At 65.5% G+C, this 17,438-nt stretch carries 18 protein-coding genes; 2 read left to right on the top strand and 16 right to left on the bottom strand.

The features are described 5' to 3' along the window. Positions 1 to 20 precede the first annotated feature (20 nt). From C8P66_RS17390 to C8P66_RS17320, 16 genes are all read right to left on the bottom strand, one after another. A complete protein-coding gene (locus tag C8P66_RS17390; RefSeq protein ID WP_111399548.1) occupies positions 21 to 755 on the bottom strand; it encodes a HoxN/HupN/NixA family nickel/cobalt transporter in 735 nt (244 codons plus the stop codon). Continuing rightward, entirely contained in the window at positions 752 to 1,021 is a 270-nt protein-coding gene (locus C8P66_RS17385; protein WP_111399547.1) for a metal-sensing transcriptional repressor, read from the bottom strand. The genes C8P66_RS17390 and C8P66_RS17385 overlap by 4 nt, the downstream gene beginning before the upstream one ends. A 43-nt stretch (positions 1,022 to 1,064) precedes the next feature. Further along, positions 1,065 to 2,495 (bottom strand): cysteine--tRNA ligase, encoded by a 1,431-nt coding sequence (cysS, locus tag C8P66_RS17380; RefSeq protein WP_170141588.1) that lies wholly within the window; start codon positions 2,493 to 2,495, stop codon positions 1,065 to 1,067. Positions 2,496 to 2,505: 10 nt separating this feature from the next. Then, positions 2,506 to 3,840 (bottom strand): glutamate--tRNA ligase, encoded by a 1,335-nt coding sequence (gltX, locus tag C8P66_RS17375; RefSeq protein WP_111399546.1) that lies wholly within the window; start codon positions 3,838 to 3,840, stop codon positions 2,506 to 2,508. Then, positions 3,837 to 4,148, bottom strand: coding sequence for a hypothetical protein (locus C8P66_RS17370; RefSeq protein ID WP_111399545.1), 312 nt, complete (start codon positions 4,146 to 4,148; stop codon positions 3,837 to 3,839). The genes gltX and C8P66_RS17370 overlap by 4 nt, the downstream gene beginning before the upstream one ends. After that, the gene (locus C8P66_RS17365; RefSeq protein ID WP_111399544.1) at positions 4,145 to 4,561 is read right to left on the bottom strand and encodes a hypothetical protein; all 417 of its coding nucleotides are present in this window, start codon (positions 4,559 to 4,561) and stop codon (positions 4,145 to 4,147) included. The genes C8P66_RS17370 and C8P66_RS17365 overlap by 4 nt, the downstream gene beginning before the upstream one ends. Positions 4,562 to 4,650: 89 nt before the next feature. Then, the gene (gene ppa / locus C8P66_RS17360) at positions 4,651 to 5,178 is read right to left on the bottom strand and encodes an inorganic diphosphatase (protein ID WP_111399543.1); all 528 of its coding nucleotides are present in this window, start codon (positions 5,176 to 5,178) and stop codon (positions 4,651 to 4,653) included. 99 nt (positions 5,179 to 5,277) lie between these two features. Beyond that, on the bottom strand, positions 5,278 to 5,982 hold the full coding sequence (locus C8P66_RS17355) for a substrate-binding domain-containing protein (protein WP_111399542.1): 705 nt from the start codon (positions 5,980 to 5,982) through the stop codon (positions 5,278 to 5,280). Further along, entirely contained in the window at positions 5,982 to 7,643 is a 1,662-nt protein-coding gene (locus tag C8P66_RS17350; RefSeq protein ID WP_245903644.1) for an NAD+ synthase, read from the bottom strand. The genes C8P66_RS17355 and C8P66_RS17350 overlap by 1 nt, the downstream gene beginning before the upstream one ends. Before the next feature lie 74 nt (positions 7,644 to 7,717). Next, a complete protein-coding gene (locus C8P66_RS17345; RefSeq protein ID WP_111399540.1) occupies positions 7,718 to 8,254 on the bottom strand; it encodes a transposase in 537 nt (178 codons plus the stop codon). A 192-nt stretch (positions 8,255 to 8,446) separates the two neighbouring features. Then, positions 8,447 to 9,640: a DUF3644 domain-containing protein gene (locus C8P66_RS23625; RefSeq protein WP_146422932.1), complete on the bottom strand. Its 1,194-nt coding sequence runs from the start codon at positions 9,638 to 9,640 to the stop codon at positions 8,447 to 8,449. 134 nt (positions 9,641 to 9,774) lie between these two features. Then, a complete protein-coding gene (locus tag C8P66_RS17340; RefSeq protein ID WP_111399539.1) occupies positions 9,775 to 10,656 on the bottom strand; it encodes a DMT family transporter in 882 nt (293 codons plus the stop codon). Next, positions 10,653 to 11,816 carry a nicotinate phosphoribosyltransferase gene (locus C8P66_RS17335; protein WP_111399538.1) on the bottom strand — a complete coding sequence of 388 codons (1,164 nt, stop codon included), beginning with the start codon at positions 11,814 to 11,816 and terminating at the stop codon, positions 10,653 to 10,655. The genes C8P66_RS17340 and C8P66_RS17335 overlap by 4 nt, the downstream gene beginning before the upstream one ends. After that, positions 11,813 to 13,204 carry a class II 3-deoxy-7-phosphoheptulonate synthase gene (locus tag C8P66_RS17330; RefSeq protein ID WP_111399537.1) on the bottom strand — a complete coding sequence of 464 codons (1,392 nt, stop codon included), beginning with the start codon at positions 13,202 to 13,204 and terminating at the stop codon, positions 11,813 to 11,815. The genes C8P66_RS17335 and C8P66_RS17330 overlap by 4 nt, the downstream gene beginning before the upstream one ends. Positions 13,205 to 13,263: 59 nt before the next feature. Beyond that, positions 13,264 to 14,628: a glutathione-disulfide reductase gene (gorA, locus tag C8P66_RS17325; protein ID WP_111399536.1), complete on the bottom strand. Its 1,365-nt coding sequence runs from the start codon at positions 14,626 to 14,628 to the stop codon at positions 13,264 to 13,266. A gap of 84 nt (positions 14,629 to 14,712) precedes the next feature. Then, positions 14,713 to 15,669 (bottom strand): hypothetical protein, encoded by a 957-nt coding sequence (locus tag C8P66_RS17320; RefSeq protein WP_111399535.1) that lies wholly within the window; start codon positions 15,667 to 15,669, stop codon positions 14,713 to 14,715. A 435-nt stretch (positions 15,670 to 16,104) separates the two neighbouring features. Here C8P66_RS17320 and C8P66_RS23620 point away from each other — a divergent pair, with 435 nt between their 5' ends. Then, entirely contained in the window at positions 16,105 to 16,617 is a 513-nt protein-coding gene (locus tag C8P66_RS23620; RefSeq protein ID WP_146422930.1) for a hypothetical protein, read from the top strand. Continuing rightward, on the top strand, positions 16,614 to 17,387 hold the full coding sequence (locus C8P66_RS23615; RefSeq protein ID WP_146422929.1) for a hypothetical protein: 774 nt from the start codon (positions 16,614 to 16,616) through the stop codon (positions 17,385 to 17,387). The genes C8P66_RS23620 and C8P66_RS23615 overlap by 4 nt, the downstream gene beginning before the upstream one ends. The last annotated feature ends 51 nt before the right edge of the window (positions 17,388 to 17,438 follow it).

The following is a 17,438-nucleotide window of genomic DNA, read 5'->3' as shown; positions in this document are numbered from 1 at the left end:
ATCAAGGATGCGGCGGCCCCCTATGGGAAGGTCAAGTGGCTCACAGCGAGGCCGATGGCGTAAACCCCGGTCAGCGCGATCACCGCCACCGAGAGCCAGGGCGCCCGCGCCGCGACCCGTTCGAGCCAGGGCCAGCCGGCCCGTGCCCGCCGCGCCCCGAAGGCCGCCGCGACCCCGACGCCGACCAGAACCAGCGCGAGGCCAAGGCTGAAGGCGGTGACCGTGGCGATGCCGAGGCCGAAGGCGCCGGCATGCAGGCACAGCGCCAGCACCACCAGCGCCGAGGGGCAGGGCACGAGGCCGCCCGAGAAGCCGAAGGCGATGATCTGGCCATTTCCGGGCGCCACGGGTGCCGCATGGTCATGGTGATGGTCATGGTCATGGCCGTGATGGTGGTCGTGCCCATGCCCGCGCTGCCGCAGCACCCCGCGTGCCATCCAGCCCGCGACGCCAAGCGCCACCAGCCCCGAGGCCAGCCCGAGCCAGGGCATCAGCGCCTCCGGCAGCAGATCCCGCCCAAGCCAGAGCCCGGTCAGCACGATGGTCCAGACCACCAGCGAATGCGCCACCGCCGCCGAGACGCCGAGCAGCACCGCCTGGCCCGGGGTGCCGCGGATCGCGACGATGAAGCCCGCCATCATCGTCTTGCCATGGCCCGGTTCCAGCGCATGCAGCGCGCCGAGCCCCAGCGCCAGCGGTAGATACAGCCAGGGCGCCATGCCCCCCTGGCCCAGCAGGGCGCCGAAGTCGTTCACAGGTGTTTCACGATCGCGCGGAACTCGTCCGCGGCGGCGCGGGCGGCCTCGCCGTCGCTGGAGAGCGCGTGTTCCAGGCAGTGGTCGAGATGGGTTTCGATCACGATGCGCTTGCTGGCGGCGATGGCGCGCTCCACCGCGTGCAGTTGCGCTGCGAGCTTGAGGCAGGGGGCGCCCGCCTCGATCATGCCGATGACGCCGTTCAGATGCCCGGCGGCGAGGCGCAGGCGGCGCAGCACATCAGGATGGGTGGGGTGGCTGGACATGCGGCCGATCCTATCCCCTCCGGGGGGATAGGATCAAGCCGGATCAGGCAAGGCGCCAGACCGTCCCGCCGGCGCCATCCTCCAGCACCACCCCCTGCTCGGCCAGTTCCGCGCGGATGCGGTCGGCCTCGGCGAAATCCTTCGCCTTGCGGGCGGCGAGGCGGGCGGCGATGGCGGCCTCGATCGCGGCCGGCGCCAGCCCGCCCTGTTCGAGCCCGCCCTGGCGCCAGGAGGTCGGGTCGCTCTGCGCGATGCCGAGCACCGCGGCGACCTCGCGGAAGGAGGCCGCGGCGACGCCGGGCTCCGGCACGTCATGCCGCCCCATCCGCTCCATCCCCACGGTCGGCGAGCCGCCCGTGGTCACCGCATTCTCGACCGTGCGCAGGTCGCGCAGCCGCGCCAGGGTCAGCGGCGTGTTCAGGTCGTCGCAGAGCGGCGCCAACGCCCAATCGATCATCGCGCGATCCGATCCTGCCTGCGGCGCGCGCGCCAGCATGGCGTAGTCGTCGTCGCAATCGGCCCGCGCCTCGGCGAGCCCCGCGTCCGTAAAATCCAGTGCCGCGCGGTAATGCGTCTTCAGCACCAGCATCCGGAAGGCCTCGCCGGCCCAGGGACCACGGGCCAGGATGTCGCGCAGGGTGAGGAAATTGCCGAGGGACTTCGACATCTTCTCCCCATTCACCCGCAGCATCCCATTGTGCAGCCACATCCGGGCGAAGCCGGAACCGGGATACGCGCAGAGCGACTGCGCCCGCTCGTTTTCATGATGCGGGAACAGCAGATCATGGCCGCCGCCATGGATGTCGAAATCCGGGCCGAGCTGCGCCAGCGACATCGCCGAGCACTCGATATGCCAGCCCGGCCGGCCACGGCCCCAGGGGCTGTCCCAGCCCGGGGTTTCGGCGTCCGACGGCTTCCACAGCACGAAATCGCCGGGGTTGCGCTTGAACGGCGCGACCTCGACGCGGGCGCCGGCGATCAGATCCTCGGGCGTGCGCCCGGAGAGCGCGCCGTAATCGGGGAAGGAGGGCGTGTCGAACAGCACATGCCCCTCGGCGGCATAGGCATGGCCGCCAGCGATCAGCCGCTCGATGAAGGCGATCATCCCGGCGATGGTCTGGGTCGCGCGGGGTTCCGCATCGGGCGGAAGTGCCCCCACCGCGGCCATGTCGGCGTGGAAGGCCTCGGTGGTGCGGGCGGTGATGGCGCCGATGCTCTCGCCGCTCTCGCGGGCGCGGTCGTTGATCTTGTCGTCGATGTCCGTGATGTTCCGGACATAGGTGACGCGCGGATAGAACCGCCGCAGCAGCCGCACCAGCACGTCGAACACGATCACCGGCCGCGCATTGCCCAGGTGTGCCAAGTCATAGACCGTCGGGCCGCAGACATAGATCGAGACATGCTGCGGATCGATCGGCACGAAGCGCTGCTTCTGCCGGGTGGCGCTGTCGTGGAAGAAAAGCTCGGGGATCATCGGGGCTGGATTATCCAATGGCGGCGGCAAGGCGGCGCGTGATCGTCTCGCGCGTCAGCAGCGGCAGGAAAGATTTGAGGTCGGGGCCCTTGTCCACGCCGGTCAGCGCCAGGCGCAGCGGCAGGAACAGCTTGCGGCCCTTGGCCCCGGTGCGGGCGGTGAGGTCGGCGGTCCAGGCGAACCAGGTGTCGGGGCCGGGCTCGCCCTCGGGCAGCAGCTCCAGCGCGGCGCGCAGGGTCTCGCGGTCGGGCTCGGCGAGCTCGGGCACCGGCACCTCGCCGGTCACCACCTCCCACCAGTCGCGCGCCTCGGCCGGCAGGTCGAGGTTGCCGCGCACGGCGAGCCAGAAGGCCTCGGTCGCGCCCTCGGGCAGGCGCTGCTGCACATCGGCGAAGGACAGCGCATGCAGCATCCGCCGGTTCAGCACGAGCAACTGCGCGACATCGAACCGCGCCGGCGAGGTGCCGAAGCGGGTGATGTCAAAGCCCTCGACCAGTTCCACCGGCATGGCCGCGACCGGATCGGCGCTGCTGCCGAGGGTCGCCAGCATCCCCGCAAGGGCCGCAGGCTCGATCCCATCCCGCCGCATCTGGCGCAGCGAGAGCGAGCCGAGGCGCTTGGACAGCGGCCCGCCGTCGCTGTCGGTCAGCAGCGGCAGATGGGCGAAGAACACCTTCTGGGAATCACCCCCCAGCGCCTGCAGGATGTCGAGCTGCACACCGGTATTGGTGACGTGATCCTCGCCGCGGATGATGTGGGTGACCTTGGTTTCCAGGTCATCGACCACCGAGGCGAAGGTGTAGAGGAAGGTCCCATCCGCGCGGACCAGCACCGGGTCGCTGATCGCCTGCAGCTTGACAGAACGCGGGCCGAGCACGGCGTCCTTCCAGGTCACCGTCCTGGCCGAAAGCTGGAAGCGCCAGTACGGCGTCTTGCCGTTCTCCCGTGCCTTGGCGATCTGGGCCGGGGTCATCCGCAGCGCCTCGCGGTCATAGACCGGCGCGCGGCCTTCCCGGCGGCGCCGCTCGCGCTTGGCGACGAGTTCTTCCTCGCTCTCGAAGCAAGGGTAGAGGCGCTTGGCGGCGATCAGCCGCTCCATGGCGGCGGCGTAAGCCTCCAGCCGAGAGGTCTGGGCAAAGCTCTCATCCCAGTCCAGGCCCAGCCAGCGCAGATCCTCCTCGATCGCCTTGGCGAATTCGGGGGTGCTGCGGCCGGTGTCGGTATCGTCCAGCCGCAGGACGAATGTCGCCTTCTGCTTGCGGGCGACCAGCCAATTGGCCAAGGCGACGCGGGCATTGCCGACATGCAGCAGCCCGGTCGGGGAGGGTGCGAAACGCAGCTTCATGCGGGCGGGTTCGGATCGAGGCGCGCGTAATCGGTCTCGGCCGGCTTGGTCGCCGGGTTCGCTATGCAGAAATCGACCCAAGGGACGGTCTCAAGCCCAGGGGTCAGGGCGAATTCGCCCCAGCGGAAATACATGTCGCGCAGGTCCTCGTTCGATGCGGCTTCGCCGCGCAGATCCTCGATCCCGGCGCGGATGAAGCGGCGAGCATACTCCACGGCGGCCTCGGCCGTGGAAAATCCTGCAACGACCCATTCCTCGTCGGGGTCGCCGTCATCGGCGTAATCGCCGCAGGTGACGGCGTGGGTCACGCCTCGCCGTCCCCGTCCCCATCCCCATCCCCATCTGGGGCATCGTCGGCGTCGTCGTCATCCTCCTGGGCGATGCGGCGGGGGTCGATGGCGCGCCAGGCGCGGTCCTCGGGATCGGTGGGGCTGGCGGCGGCGAAAGCCTTGATCTCGGCGCCCGAGGTCCAGCCGGCGCCCTCGGCCCCGGTCACCTCGGCATCCTCGCCAAAGGCGAACCAGGCGGCCAGCACCTCATCGGCCGACATGCCACGGCTGCGGCAACGCTCCACACTGTCGCGGACGTAGCGCCGGGCAAAGGCATTGGCATGGGCCAAAGTGGTGAAGCCACGGATGGTCTCCACCGCCTCGGCGCCATTGCCGCCGGACAGGTCCTTGATGGTCACGGCGAAATCGCCGGTCAGGAAATTCGCGCTCATGCTCGTGCAACGGAGATGCTGGTCATCCCGCCGTTTGCCCGCTGGCGCGGACGGGGGCAAGGCTCACCTGCCCTGCCCCACCCATGCGATCAGGCTTTGGCGCGCGCGATCGCGGCCTGGATCATGGCCTTGGCCTCATCCGCATCGCCCCAGCCCATGACCTTCACCCATTTGCCGGGCTCCAGATCCTTGTAGTGCTCGAAGAAGTGCTGGATCTGCTCCAGCGTGATCTGCGGCAGGTCATGGACGTTGTGCACATGCACATAGCGCTTGGTCAGGCGGGTGACCGGCACGGCGATGATCTTCTCATCCCCGCCGCCGTCATCTTCCATCTTCAGCACGCCGACCGGGCGGACGTTGATGACCGCGCCCGGGATGATCGGACGGGTATTGGCCACCAGCACGTCGATCGGGTCGCCATCGTCGGACAGCGTATGCGGCACGAAGCCGTAATTGCCCGGGTAGCGCATCGGCGTGTGCAGGAAGCGGTCGACGAACAGCGTGCCGGCCGCCTTGTTCATCTCGTATTTGATGGGCTCACCGCCGATCGCGACCTCGATGACGACATTGATGTCATCGGGCGGGTTGTTACCGATCGGAATTCCGTCAAGCAGCATCGAGGCGAGCTTCCATCAAAGGGTTATCGGGCCAACATAGCGGGCGAACGCCCGCGCGCGCACACATACCACCCTCTCGTCCCACGCAAAGCATGTCGCCTATGCTTTTTCAGACGGCGGGGGCTCCAGCCCGTGCCGGCGCAGGAGAGCGGGGGTGAGCGCCGCCCCCAGACAGCGCAGCAACCGCGTGGCGGCGGCCGCCTCGGGGCTCGCGGAAAACACGGCCGCCGAGAACAGCGCCCTATGCTGCAAGGGCGGGGGCAGCGGCCCGACCAGATCGACGCCGGCCACCGCCAGCAACTCGCTGACCTGCTGCACCGCCATCGCCGCCTCCCCCCGCGCCACCAGCTCGGCGGTCAGGCCGATGGGGATCACCAGGGACTTCGCCGCCACCGCATCGGCGATGCCGAGGCGGGCGACCACCCCGGCGAAGACCGCCCCGCTGGCACCGGCGCGGGAGACGACGATGGAGGGGATCGCCAGCAGCGCCGCGCGCAGCGCCTCGGGCGTGGAAATATCCGGCCGGGGCGCGCCCGCCCGCACCGCGAGCCCGATGCCCGAGAGCGCCAGATCGACCCGGCTTTCGGCCAGCATCTTGCCCTCGGCGATCATCGCCTCCACGGCGGTCGCGGTCAGGATGGCGGCATCGGCCACCTCCCCGGCCGCGAGGCGAGCCAGCATGTCGTTGGTCGGGCCGAAGGCGACCTCCAGCGCCACATCGGCCTCGGCCTCGCAGGCCGCGCGCACCTCCTCCAAGGCGCGCAGCACCGCCAGGGTGGAGAGCAGCCGGACCGTGGCCGGCATCAGGCGATCAGCCCGGTATAGCCATTGGTCAGCGGGTAACGCCGGTCGCGGCCGAAGGCGCGGGTGCCGAGCTTGACCCCCGGCGGCGCCTGCCGGCGCTTGTATTCGGCGCGGTCCAGCATCTTCCAGACCCGGACCACGGTCGCGCGGTCATGCCCCTCGGCGACCAGCCCATCCACGTCCCGCTCGCGCTCCACCAGCCCTTCCAGGATGGAATCCAGGATGTCGTAGGGCGGCAGGCTGTCCTGGTCGGTCTGGCCGGGCTTGAGTTCGGCCGAGGGTGGCTTTTCGATCACCCGCAGCGGCATCACCGGCCCGCGCGGGCCGCGCGCGCCCTCGGGAAACACCTCGTTCCGCCAGCGGGAGAGGGCGAAGACGCGGGTCTTGTAGAGGTCCTTCAGCACCGAATAGCCGCCGCACATGTCGCCATAGAGCGTCGCGTAGCCCACCGACATCTCGCTCTTGTTGCCGGTGGTCAGCAGCATGTCGCCGAATTTGTTGGACAGCGCCATCAAGGTCAGGCCGCGGGCGCGGGACTGGATGTTCTCCTCGGTGGTGTCGGCCTGGCGGCCCTCGAACACCGGGGCCAGCATGGCGCCGAAGGCCGCCATGGCCGGGCCGATCCCGATGCTGTCATAGGCGATGCCGAGCAGACCGGCGCAGGCGGCGGCATCCTCCAGGCTTTCGGCGCTGGTATAGGGGCTCGGCATCATCACCGCCCGCACCCGGTCGGGGCCGAGCGCATCCACGGCGCAGGCGGCGGTGATGGCGCTGTCGATGCCGCCCGAAAGGCCGAGCACCACGCCCGGGAAGCGGTTCTTGTTCACGTAATCCGCGAGGCCCAGCATCATCGCCCGCCAGGTCTGCTCCAGCGGCGGCATCTGCGGCGGGATGGCGCTGGGGGCGCAGATCCAGCCGGCATTGCGCCGGGTCCAGTCGGTGGTCGCCACCGCCTCCTCGAACAGCGGCAGGCGGAAGGCGAGGCTGCGATCGGCGTTGAGCCCGAAGGAGCCGCCGTCGAAGACCAGCTCATCCTGGCCGCAGACCTGGTTCAGGAAGACGAAGGGCAGCCCGGTCTCCACCACCCGCGCGACCGCGAGATCGACGCGGTCGTAGGGCTTGTTGACCTCGAAGGGGCTGCCGTTGATGGCAATGAGAATCTCGGCGCCGGATTCGGCCAGCGTCTCGCTGACATGGGGGAACCACCAATCCTCGCAGATCATCAGCCCCAGGCGCACGCCGCGGAAGGCGACCGGGCCGGGCGCGGGGCCGGGGACGAAGGTGCGCTTGTCGTCGAAGACCCCGTAGTTCGGCAGTTCGTGCTTGGCGCGGCGGGCGATGATGCGGCCGCCGTCCAGCACGTAGAGCGCATTGTGCAGCGATTCCCCGTCCCGCCACGGGCCGCCCACGACCAGGCCGGGGCCGCCATCGGCGGTCTCGGCGGCCAGGGCCTCGATCGCCTTGACACAATCGGCGACGAAGGCGGGCTTCAGCACCAGATCCTCAGGCGGGTAGCCGGCGATGCTGAATTCGGGCGTGACCAGCAGATGGGCGCCCTCCATCGCCGCCCGCGCGCGCGCGGCGCGGATGCGGTCGGCATTGGCCAGGATCTGGCCCTGGTGAGGATTGATCTGCGCGAGGGCGATCCGAATCTGGTCCATGACCGATCCATATAACGCGCTTGCGGGTTGAAACAGCCCCAGGGCGGGGCGGCCGGCCGGGTCGGGCGCCGGGGTCATTTGGGCCAGAGGTAGCGCGGGACGCGCCGGCGGCCGCCGGCGGTGGCGAGCAGCCGGCCGCAGAGGGCGAAAATGCCCCTGGGGACGCCCATCGGGAGGCGTTTCAGCCAGTGGTCGGTGACGCGGAGGATCAATTCGGACAAATCCGCATCGGGCAGCATCCAGGAGGGGCCGCGCAAGGCGGTGTGGAAGCCGAGGCGCCGCGCGGTGGTGATCAGCGACATGCCGCCCAGGCGATAGGCGCGCTGGCAGGCGCGGCAGATCCAGTGCTCCAAGGATTTGAGGCCGGGCGGCGCCTTGGGGTCGGCCAAAGCGTGGAGCAGGCGCTGCCAGAGGTGGCGCTGGGTGAGGCGGCGGAAATGGCGGGAGGCGGTGTCGGGGCGGCCGAATTCCTCCGGCAAGTCCTTCCAGGGCTTGCCGGTGGCGGCGACCCAGAACAGGGCGTCGATACGCATGCGGAGGTTTGCGACGGGGCGGCCGGCGCGGTGCCAGAGGATGTAGGGGGAGAGGGTGGTCCACTCGAGGTCGGTCATGCGGCCGGGCGGGCGGGGGGTGGAGTAGTGGGGGCGCATGGGGGGCCTTGGGAGATGGGGTGAGATTATCAGCCGATATCCAGATATATGTCAAGGTATTTATTCTTAGAGAGATCATCTGCGAATGGCGTCCTCATCCCGAAATCCTTCCCTGATGGCATTGCATCCCAGAAGATGGGATATTTTATCAGTCTATCCGTAAAATCGGCAGAGAGCAGACCATTCATCGTCGTCAGAGATCTGATTTATAAGGTAATCAACCCAAGATCTGGAATAAGTGTATGATTTAAATGGTTGATGGTAAAAACAAAATTCCTTATTTGTGGCACCAGGGTCGGTAGATCCAGTTTTCGGGCGAGCATTATATTTCTTCCACGCACGTTGATGTGTGTCTCGCGTAAAATTTCGGCCACTAGATTGCGATACAGAATCTATCACGTCTTTAATTTTTAATGGATACAAATCAATTGCGGGTTTGTATTTTATTAGTACGTTTTGAATTTCCTTTCCCTCAGATGACTCAGGCTGAATAAATTGAAAATGCGACTTAGCTTTCGATGCACTGGTCAGTGTATAGACCACCTTGAACTGATACTCTAAATTGTCGGCATCGCCCGCATCCAATCTTGCAGCCAAACTCGCATCAAGCGCGGCGATGTGCTCAGGTAAGTCGTAACCTTGTAGTGTAGCGATCTCCGCCGTGGTAAGTTTGGCAAACTGAAGTGAGAATCCCAAATCTCGGCCCAATGTCAATTTTTGCCCAAACAGATCAGTAATGACCTTCTCGAAATTTAGGCAAGTTGCCTGAAACATCGGCAACCAGTTTAAATCAAATGGACCAATCGTGCGGTGCTCGACCACATCTCGGATATCTTTAAGGGCCATAAGATTTTGTTTGCAGCTCTTAGAGAGAGGACAATCGTTATGGACGAGCATCTGTGAGAGAGCTAGGCTATGCCCTTCTTTATTAACAATCAGAACTCCCCTTCTTTGATAGAATTCGTGCAGAAGGTAGGTCCAAGCGACATTGGCCAACATCGAAAATACACCCGCCTTAAATTCAATACGCGGCGTATTAAATAATTCTACAGCCAAAATCATGGCCTCTCGGGCACGAACGAGTCTTTCATCTTCAAAAGGACACAACCCGGTGATATGATCGAAAAGTAATTTCTTGTGCCGAAAAATATCTACCTGCTGCTTTGTTGCGGGAATTATATTTGTAGCTTTCTTAACTCCGGAGATTCGCCCGAAATTTATCGAAGCAACCCTTCCCGTATTAATCAATGTTTGGATGTCTTGATTTCTCCAACCATCGTTGATGAGTGCCTTGATCACTGACTTCTCAAGCGGGGTAAGCGTGGTGCCAGAGAGCTTTATGGTCATCTCATAACGGTATCATGATAATGGGCGGGGCAGAAGTAAGAAATCCGAAATGACCGTTCCGCGTATAGGTACGGAATAGAACGCAAGAACGAGATTGAAGGCACGCCGCGCCTCGAACCGCCCCCCGCCCCCCTCTACAACCACCTTCTCACCAACCCCGGCCCCGCCACCGCCAGCACCATCCCCGCCGAAACCAGCCCCACCCCCACCAGCCCCGCCACCCCCAGCGGTTCCCCCAGCAGCGGCCAGGCGGCAATCGCGACGATGGCCGGCACCAGCGCGGTGATGCTGGTGGTCAGCGGCGCCCCCAGCGCCGTCACCGCCCGGGTGAACAGGAAGCCCGCGACCACCACCGCAAAAATCCCCTGGTACAGCCCCTGGAAGAGGATGATCCGCACCGGCACCAGATGCATCTGCGAGGGCAGCACGAACCACCACAGCGGCAGGAACAGCATGGCCGGGTAGAGCGCGACCCCCAGCGTCACCGTCAGCGCCGAAACCTTCCAGTGCCGGATCAGCAGCGTGTACATCGCCCAGGACAGCGACCCGCCGAGGAACAGCAGATCGCCCCGCCAGGACCCGGGATTGGCCCCGAAGGTATCCGCCGCCAGCAACCCGATCCCGGCCGCGACCACGCCGAGCGAGGCGATGCGCGTCGCGGTCCAGACCTCGCCCAGGAAGATCGCCGCCAACCCCGCCGTCAGGAACGGCAGCGTCCCCGGCAGCATCACCCCGGCATGGGAGGCCGGCGCGAAGCCGAAGCCGATATAGGCCAGCAGCGGAAACCCGCCGGCCGCCAGCAGCACCAATACCAGCCCCCGCAACGGCGGCAGCCGCGGCCAGCCAAACACCGCGACCAGCGGCAGCGCCGCCAGGAACGACCCGCCGTAGCGCAGTGCGGCCATATCCCAGGGCAAAAACGCCTGCCGGGCCGAAAGCCGCCCGCTGAGCAAGAACCCCGCCCAGACCGCGAGCACCGAAAAGGCGCAGATCAGCCCGATGCGGCGTTCCGTCACCCGGCGTTTTGCCCGTTGGGGCCGTTTTGGCGGTGCCCGTTCTGCCGCAGCAGGAACTCGCGCCCGACCTTGACCCGCGGATGGCCGTCATAGGCCACGATATCGGCGGTGGCATAGGTCTCGCCCCAGGCCTCGGGGATGAAGCTGCCGGTGCCGATCACGTCGATGGGCGCGCTCGCCTCGGCCATCACCCGGCATTTCTGCACGTTGAAGCCGGAGGAGGCGACGATTTTTACCCGCGGGTAGCCGGCCTGGTTCAGCGCCTCGCGCATGCGCCAGACGGCGGCGGCGGAGACGCCGGTGCCGACCATGTGGCGCAGATCGGTCTCGGAGCGGTAGCGGCGGATCGCCTCGGGCATGTGCCGCTCGATCACCGCATAGGATTCGGCGGGGTCCAGCCCCTCCAGGAAGCGGCCGCCATGGGTGTCCAGCCGCACGGCCATGCGGCCGGCGGCGGCGATCTCGGGGAAGCGCGCGGCGACGGCCAGCCCGTCGCTGACCTCGCGGCCGAAGTAATCGACCAGCACGGTCAGGTTTTCGTCCGGGAAGGTCTCGTGGAACATCTCCGCCGCGCGGACGGTGCTGCCGGCGTAGCCGATCAGCGCATGCGGCATGGTGCCGTAGCCATGCGGCTGGCCGAAGAAATGCGCGGTGGCATCGGTCGCATTGCCGGTGAAGCCGCGCGCCCCGTCCCGCTGCGCCGCCCGGCTGCCGACCGAGGCGGCATAGGCCATCATCTCCTGCATCCCCTCCCCCGCGCAGTGGCGCGCATCCATGGCGAGGAAGGCGACGGTCTTCAGTTCCAGGCACATCTGCCAGGCGTTGAAGGCCGCGACACAGGGGGCGCCGAGTTTTTGGAGATACAGCGTCTCCAGATCGGCCAGATCGGCGAAGGCGCCGGTCAGATAGACGATGGGATCGCCGGCGCCGACCCATTCGCCCTCGGGGTGGACCAGATCGACCTCGATCCTCACCCCGCGATGGGCGGCGACGGCGGCGATCCAGTCCAGCATGATGCGCGGGGCCGAGACCACCGGGCGCCGCAGGAACACCGCATAGGTGACCCGGCAATCGCCGAATTTCTGGACGATCTGCCGGGTGCGGTTGAAATAGACATCCGTCCGCGCCGCTATGGCGCGGTCGGAGACATCCTCCGTCATTGCGCCGCCACGGCAGCCGCGTCCTCCCGGACCGCCAGCAGCCGGCGCGCCTTCAACTCCTCGGCGACCAGGAAGGCGAGTTCCAGCGATTGTTCCGCATTCAGGCGCGGGTCGCAGAAGGTCGCGTAATTCCCGGCCAGATCGGCTTCCGTCAGGCGATGCGCGCCACCGATGCACTCGGTCACGTCCTGCCCCGTCATCTCCACATGCACGCCCCCTGCGACCGTCCCCGCCGCGGCGTGCGCATCAAAAAATCCGCGCACCTCGCCGAGGATGGAGTCGAAGGACCGGGTCTTGTAGTCATTGCCGGCCTTGACGGTGTTGCCGTGCATCGGATCGCAGAGCCAGGTCACCTCCGCCCCCGCGCGCGCGACGGCCCGCAGCAGCGGCGGCAGTTTTTCGGCGACCTTGGTGGCGCCCATGCGGGCGATCAGGGTCAGCCGCCCCGGCTCGTTGCGCGGGTTCAGGATCTCGGTGAGGCGGACCAGCTCGTCGGCATCCATGCTCGGGCCGACCTTCATGCCGATCGGATTGGCGACGCCGCGCAGGAACTCCACATGCGCGCCATCCGGCTGCCGCGTGCGATCCCCGATCCAGAGGAAATGCGCCGAGGTCGCGAAATACTGGCCGCGATGGGTGGAGGGCTCGCGCGTCATCGCCTGCTCGAAGGGCAGCAGCAGGGATTCATGGCTGGTGTAGAATTCCGTCTCCCGCACCTGGGGCGCCTGGCCCATGCCGCAGGCGCTCATGAAGCGCAGCGTCTCGTCGATGCGCTGGGACAAATCATCGTAGCGCGCCGCCAGCGGGCTGCGCGCGACGAAGCCGAGGTTCCAGCGATGCACCTCATGCAGATCGGCATAGCCGCCGGTCGCGAAGGCCCGCAGCAGGTTCAGCGTGCCGGCGGCCTGGAGGTAGGCGAATTCCATCCGGCTGGGATCGGGGATGCGCGCCTCGGGGGTGAAATCCGGGCCGTTCACGATGTCGCCGCGGTAGGAAGGCAGGGTCACGCCGCCGACCGTCTCGGTGTCCGAGGAGCGCGGCTTGGCGAATTGCCCGGCCATGCGGCCGAGCTTCACCACCGGCAGCCCGCCGCCGAAGGTCAACACCACCGCCATCTGCAACAGCACGCGGAAGCTGTCGCGGATGATATCCGCGCGGAAATCCGCGAAGCCCTCGGCGCAATCCCCGCCTTGCAGGACAAAGGCCTCGCCCTTGCCGGCCTTGGCCAGCAGCGCCTTCAGACGATCGGCCTCGCCGGCAAAGACCAGCGGCGGAAAGGACGCGATACGCGCCTCCATCGCCGCCAGAGCCGCCAGGTCGGGGTATTCGGGCACCTGCCGGATCGGCATCTGCCGCCAGCTGTCAGGGCGCCACGCGCGAGACGTCATCGGGGTCCAGTCCTGTCCTGTTCAGAGAAAAGGCGTTCCTTGTAGCCGATTGCCACCGATCAGGGCACCCCGACCTGCCGCGTGCGGGTCCGCATCGTCACGAACTCCTCCGCGGCGGTCGGATGGATGCCGATGGTGCGGTCGAAATCCTGCTTGGTGGCGCCGGCGGTGATGGCGATGGCGATGCCCTGCATCATCTCGGCGGCATCCTCCCCCATCATATGCGCGCCCAGCACCTTCTGGGTGCGGGCGTCGACCACGAGCTTCATCAAGGTCCGGCGGCCGTTCTTGGTGATGGTGTGGCGCATGGGGGTGAAGCGGGAGACGTAGATGTCGGTCAGCCCCGTTGCCGCCGCCTGCTCCTCCGTCAGCCCGACGCTTGCGATCGGCGGATCGGTGAAGACGGCACTCGGCACGTTGAGGTAGGAGGCCTGGCGCGGATTGCCGCCGAACAGCGTATCGGCCAGCGCATGGCCGACCGCGGTCGCCATCGGGGTCAGCGCCACGCGGTCGATCACATCGCCGATCGCATAGATATGCGGCACCGCTGTCTGATGCGCCGCATTCACCGAAAGAGCGCCCCGCTTGTCGGCGGCAAGCCCGGCCGCCTCCAGCTTCAGCCCCGCGAGATTCGGCATCCGGCCGGTGGCCAGCATCACCGCATCCGTCTCGATCGCGTGGGAATCCGAGAGGTGGACCAGACGCCGCTCGCCCACCGCCTCGATCGCCAGCGGCGGCAGGCCGCCATGGCGGCGGATGCCGGCATGGTCGAGCGCCACGCAGACGGCCTCGCGGATGTCCTGGTCGAAGCCGCGCAGCGGCATCTCGCTGCGGTGGATCAGATCGACCTCGGCGCCCAGGCCGCGCAGCAGCATCGCGAATTCCAACGCGATATAGCCCGCCCCGATCACCGCGATCTGTTTGGGCAGCGCCGGCAAAGTGAAGAGGTCGTCCGAGACCAGCGCCAGATCGACGCCCGGGATGCCCGGCCGCACCGGCTGGCCGCCGACGGCGATGACGATGGTGGCGGCGGTATAGATGGTGCCGTTCACCTCGACCGCATGCGGCCCCGCGAAACTCGCATAGCCCTCGAGGGTGGTGACGCCGGCATTGCCCAGCAGGGTGGCGTAGATGCCCGAGAGCCGCGCGACCTCGGTATCCCGCGCGCTGGCGAGCCTGGCCCAGTCATGCGTGGTGCCGGGGGGGATGTTCCAGCCGAAGGCGGGCGCATCCTGGATCCAGCCGCCGTATTCGGCCGCCTGGACCATGAATTTCTTCGGCACGCAGCCGACGTTGACGCAGGTGCCGCCCCAGAATCGCGATTCCGCGACGGCGACGCGCGCGCCATGGCCCGCGGCGATGCGGCCGCAGCGAACGCCGGCGGAGCCGCCGCCGATCACGAAAAGGTCGAAGTCGTAGGTCATGTACGTCAAACCATCCGGAACTGGCCCTTCCAGATGGCGTGAAACCGCGGCGATGTCATCTCCGGGCTGACATGCGGCGAGGGCCTAGCGGAAGCGCACCCGCTTCTTCATCTGCTTGTAGACGCTCACCCCGCGCAGGACCTCGGTGATCATGCCGCTGTCGAAGGTGGCATTGGCCTTCACGTCGAACAGCTCCATGGCCGAGCGGGAGAGCGTCACCGGCGCCCACATCAGCGGGTCGAAATAGACGATGCCGCGCTGGCTCGGGGTCAGCGCCGCGCAGACGCGCAGGGTTTCCAGCAAGGCGGCCGACCAGGGGCGGGTGGTGGTGGCCATGCTACAGGGCATGTTCGCCTGCTCGGTGAAGCGGTCCCAGATGTCGTTCAGCGTGGTGTTGAGGCGCTCCACCGCGACATAGCGCGCGCGGCGGGTCTCCTCGGCATCGAAGGGGCCGAAGGTGTCGAACAACTCGCCCGGGTCGTCCACCCGCGTGCCCGGGCCCTCGTTCAGGTTCCAGGTGCCCCAGCAGAGGATGGTCTTCAGCTTCTCCCGGTCCTCGCCCTGGAAGCCCATGCGGGGATTGGGGGAGTCGCGCATGGTGTCCGTCAGATGGTCGATCCAGGCCTCGCAGCCGCGGACGCCGGGAGTGCGCTCGGCGACGCCGTTGGTGATGCCGAAGGTGGCGCGCAGCAGCAGCAGCTTGGCGAAGAGGCGCGGCGCGTCATCGGCAAGGGGGTGGCCGGCGGCGTAGAAGTTGAACAGGGCCTTCAGCGCCGCATCGGTGCAGAAGGTCAGGACGACATCCCAACTGCGGCGCAGGATGTTCCAGGGGATGTTGTGGTGCCAGGTGAACTGGTAGCTGCCCACAAGCTGGTCGGCCCGGAACAGGCGGTAGGTGTGGCGGTGCTCGGCGCCCACGGGGATGCCGTTGCGGCGCAGGACCGGCTGGTTGTTCCGCAGGAGGTTGCTGAGCTCGGTGCGGGCGAAGGGCGGGTCGGGGCGGGAGGAATCGTTGCGGTAGAATGCGGTGTCGTTGGGCATTGTCCGTCCCTGAGGCTGTTGGGGCGGGAGGTTAGGGGGTGGTGGGGGGGTGACAAGTGGCCTGCCGGGGAGCGAAGGGTTCGTGGCGCCAATTGTGACCGGCCATGCCGTCGGTCCGCGAAGCGTTCAACGAACCAAGACAGTAACCGACCCGCGCAAGGCACGGCGTCGCGGACCTACCAAGACCTTGGAAGCGATGAACTCATGCCGTAAGCCTAGGCGAGGCGAGGCGACTGAGCGGACTGGTTCTCGGCGAACTGCCGATTCAAACTGTTTTATATCGAATTGGATATGTTATGGTTTGACCGTTGGCCACCACAATCTCGATACTGTGAGCGAAATTCCTCTTTGCGCCAATCGCGCCACCTATTTATAAATATTGTAACTATATTTCGGATAAAATTCCACCCTAACGCGGCGCCCCAGGAGAAATCGATGCGAATATTGGCACGTCAGCTAGTGCTGGTCTCCGTAATCGGCATTCTAACACTTTATCTTATAGTCATCTCTTGGATAATGAATGACGATGAGTTGATTGGCTCAGGCACGAAATGGGTCAGATTCGCATTTCTTCCATTTTTTGACAGCTCCGCCGGACCTCTTGTGGCAGTCACCAGCGTTTTTACACTACTTCAGACAGATTTCAGCGTTGCCATCTCCAGTCGTCGTATATCAATATTCCGATATGTCGTCGTCGGTATTGGATTCGTGCTATCGGTGGTTGGAATAGTCCTCTCCTTCTATCTTCCCTATGAGTTACTCGACGGAGTTAGGGTAGTGGAAACCCTCAGTGCAAACGTAGTCACATCGCCACCCGCAAGCTTGAACGAGCAGGATCAGATCAAGTACTATGAGCAAATTGCCAGCGCCATCCGAAGCAATCTCTCCGCATTGCAGGCGTGTTTCGGTGGCTTCCTCGGGCTAATACTGGGAGGCGTTCGCACATGACGCAGCACTCACGCAAGGCCCGCCCGGCGATTTTTCTGTTGGTATTTCTTCTATACTCACTGACCACAGGCATGGTGTTTGCTGATGACTCGACGACTTTTCAGTTCGTCGCCCAGTCACCCGACGCAGATGAACTTCGTGTGTTCCTGCGTGGCGAGACAGAGTGGCGTTCCGCCAAATTTGAGAGCGGGCGTGCCGAACTCGCAATACCCAACGAGCGCGATTCCGACATGAACATTCTTATAGCCTATACTCAACGGCAAGGTGAACCGCGCCGTGAATATGCGTTTCGGATCTCTCGCCGCAATCGATCTCTCCCCATCAATTTAAGTTTTCACTGGCTTAGTGCGCGAGCGAATACAGCCATGGCCCAGGAGATCGAAAGTTACGAACATAGAAGTATTTTGCAAAACTATCTAAGCGCACGTACTACACTAGAGCGTCTTAGGCCACAAGTGTATCGTGGAACTTCTATTATAGGATGGCCCATGGCACAAGTTATTGGAATTTGGTGGGACACGTTTTTTACATTAAATTCTGAAGATATTGACACTAACCTCTTCCCGATTCCCAATATAAGAATCGATTACGACGTACAATTATTTTTGATGCTGCGCTGCTTTGAGAGTAAGCCAGGCGGTAGCACACTCATCCGTGAATACGTGTTTGGTGGTGCGGAGACGGGGGCTCTCGCTACTTACTACAGTGAGACTGAGCGACGCGTAGGACGTTCGTCGCGATGGTGGCAGCCTCCTTGTTCGGAACGATAGAACGGCGCGTCTAACCAAGGTTGAGGTGCAGCCATCGGGGCTGCTCGAGGG

This window comes from Humitalea rosea (assembly GCF_003253705.1).
Lineage (GTDB): Bacteria > Pseudomonadota > Alphaproteobacteria > Acetobacterales > Acetobacteraceae > Humitalea > Humitalea rosea.
Note: the sequence above shows the minus strand (reverse complement) of the source record. Positions and strands in the feature narration are given on the sequence as shown.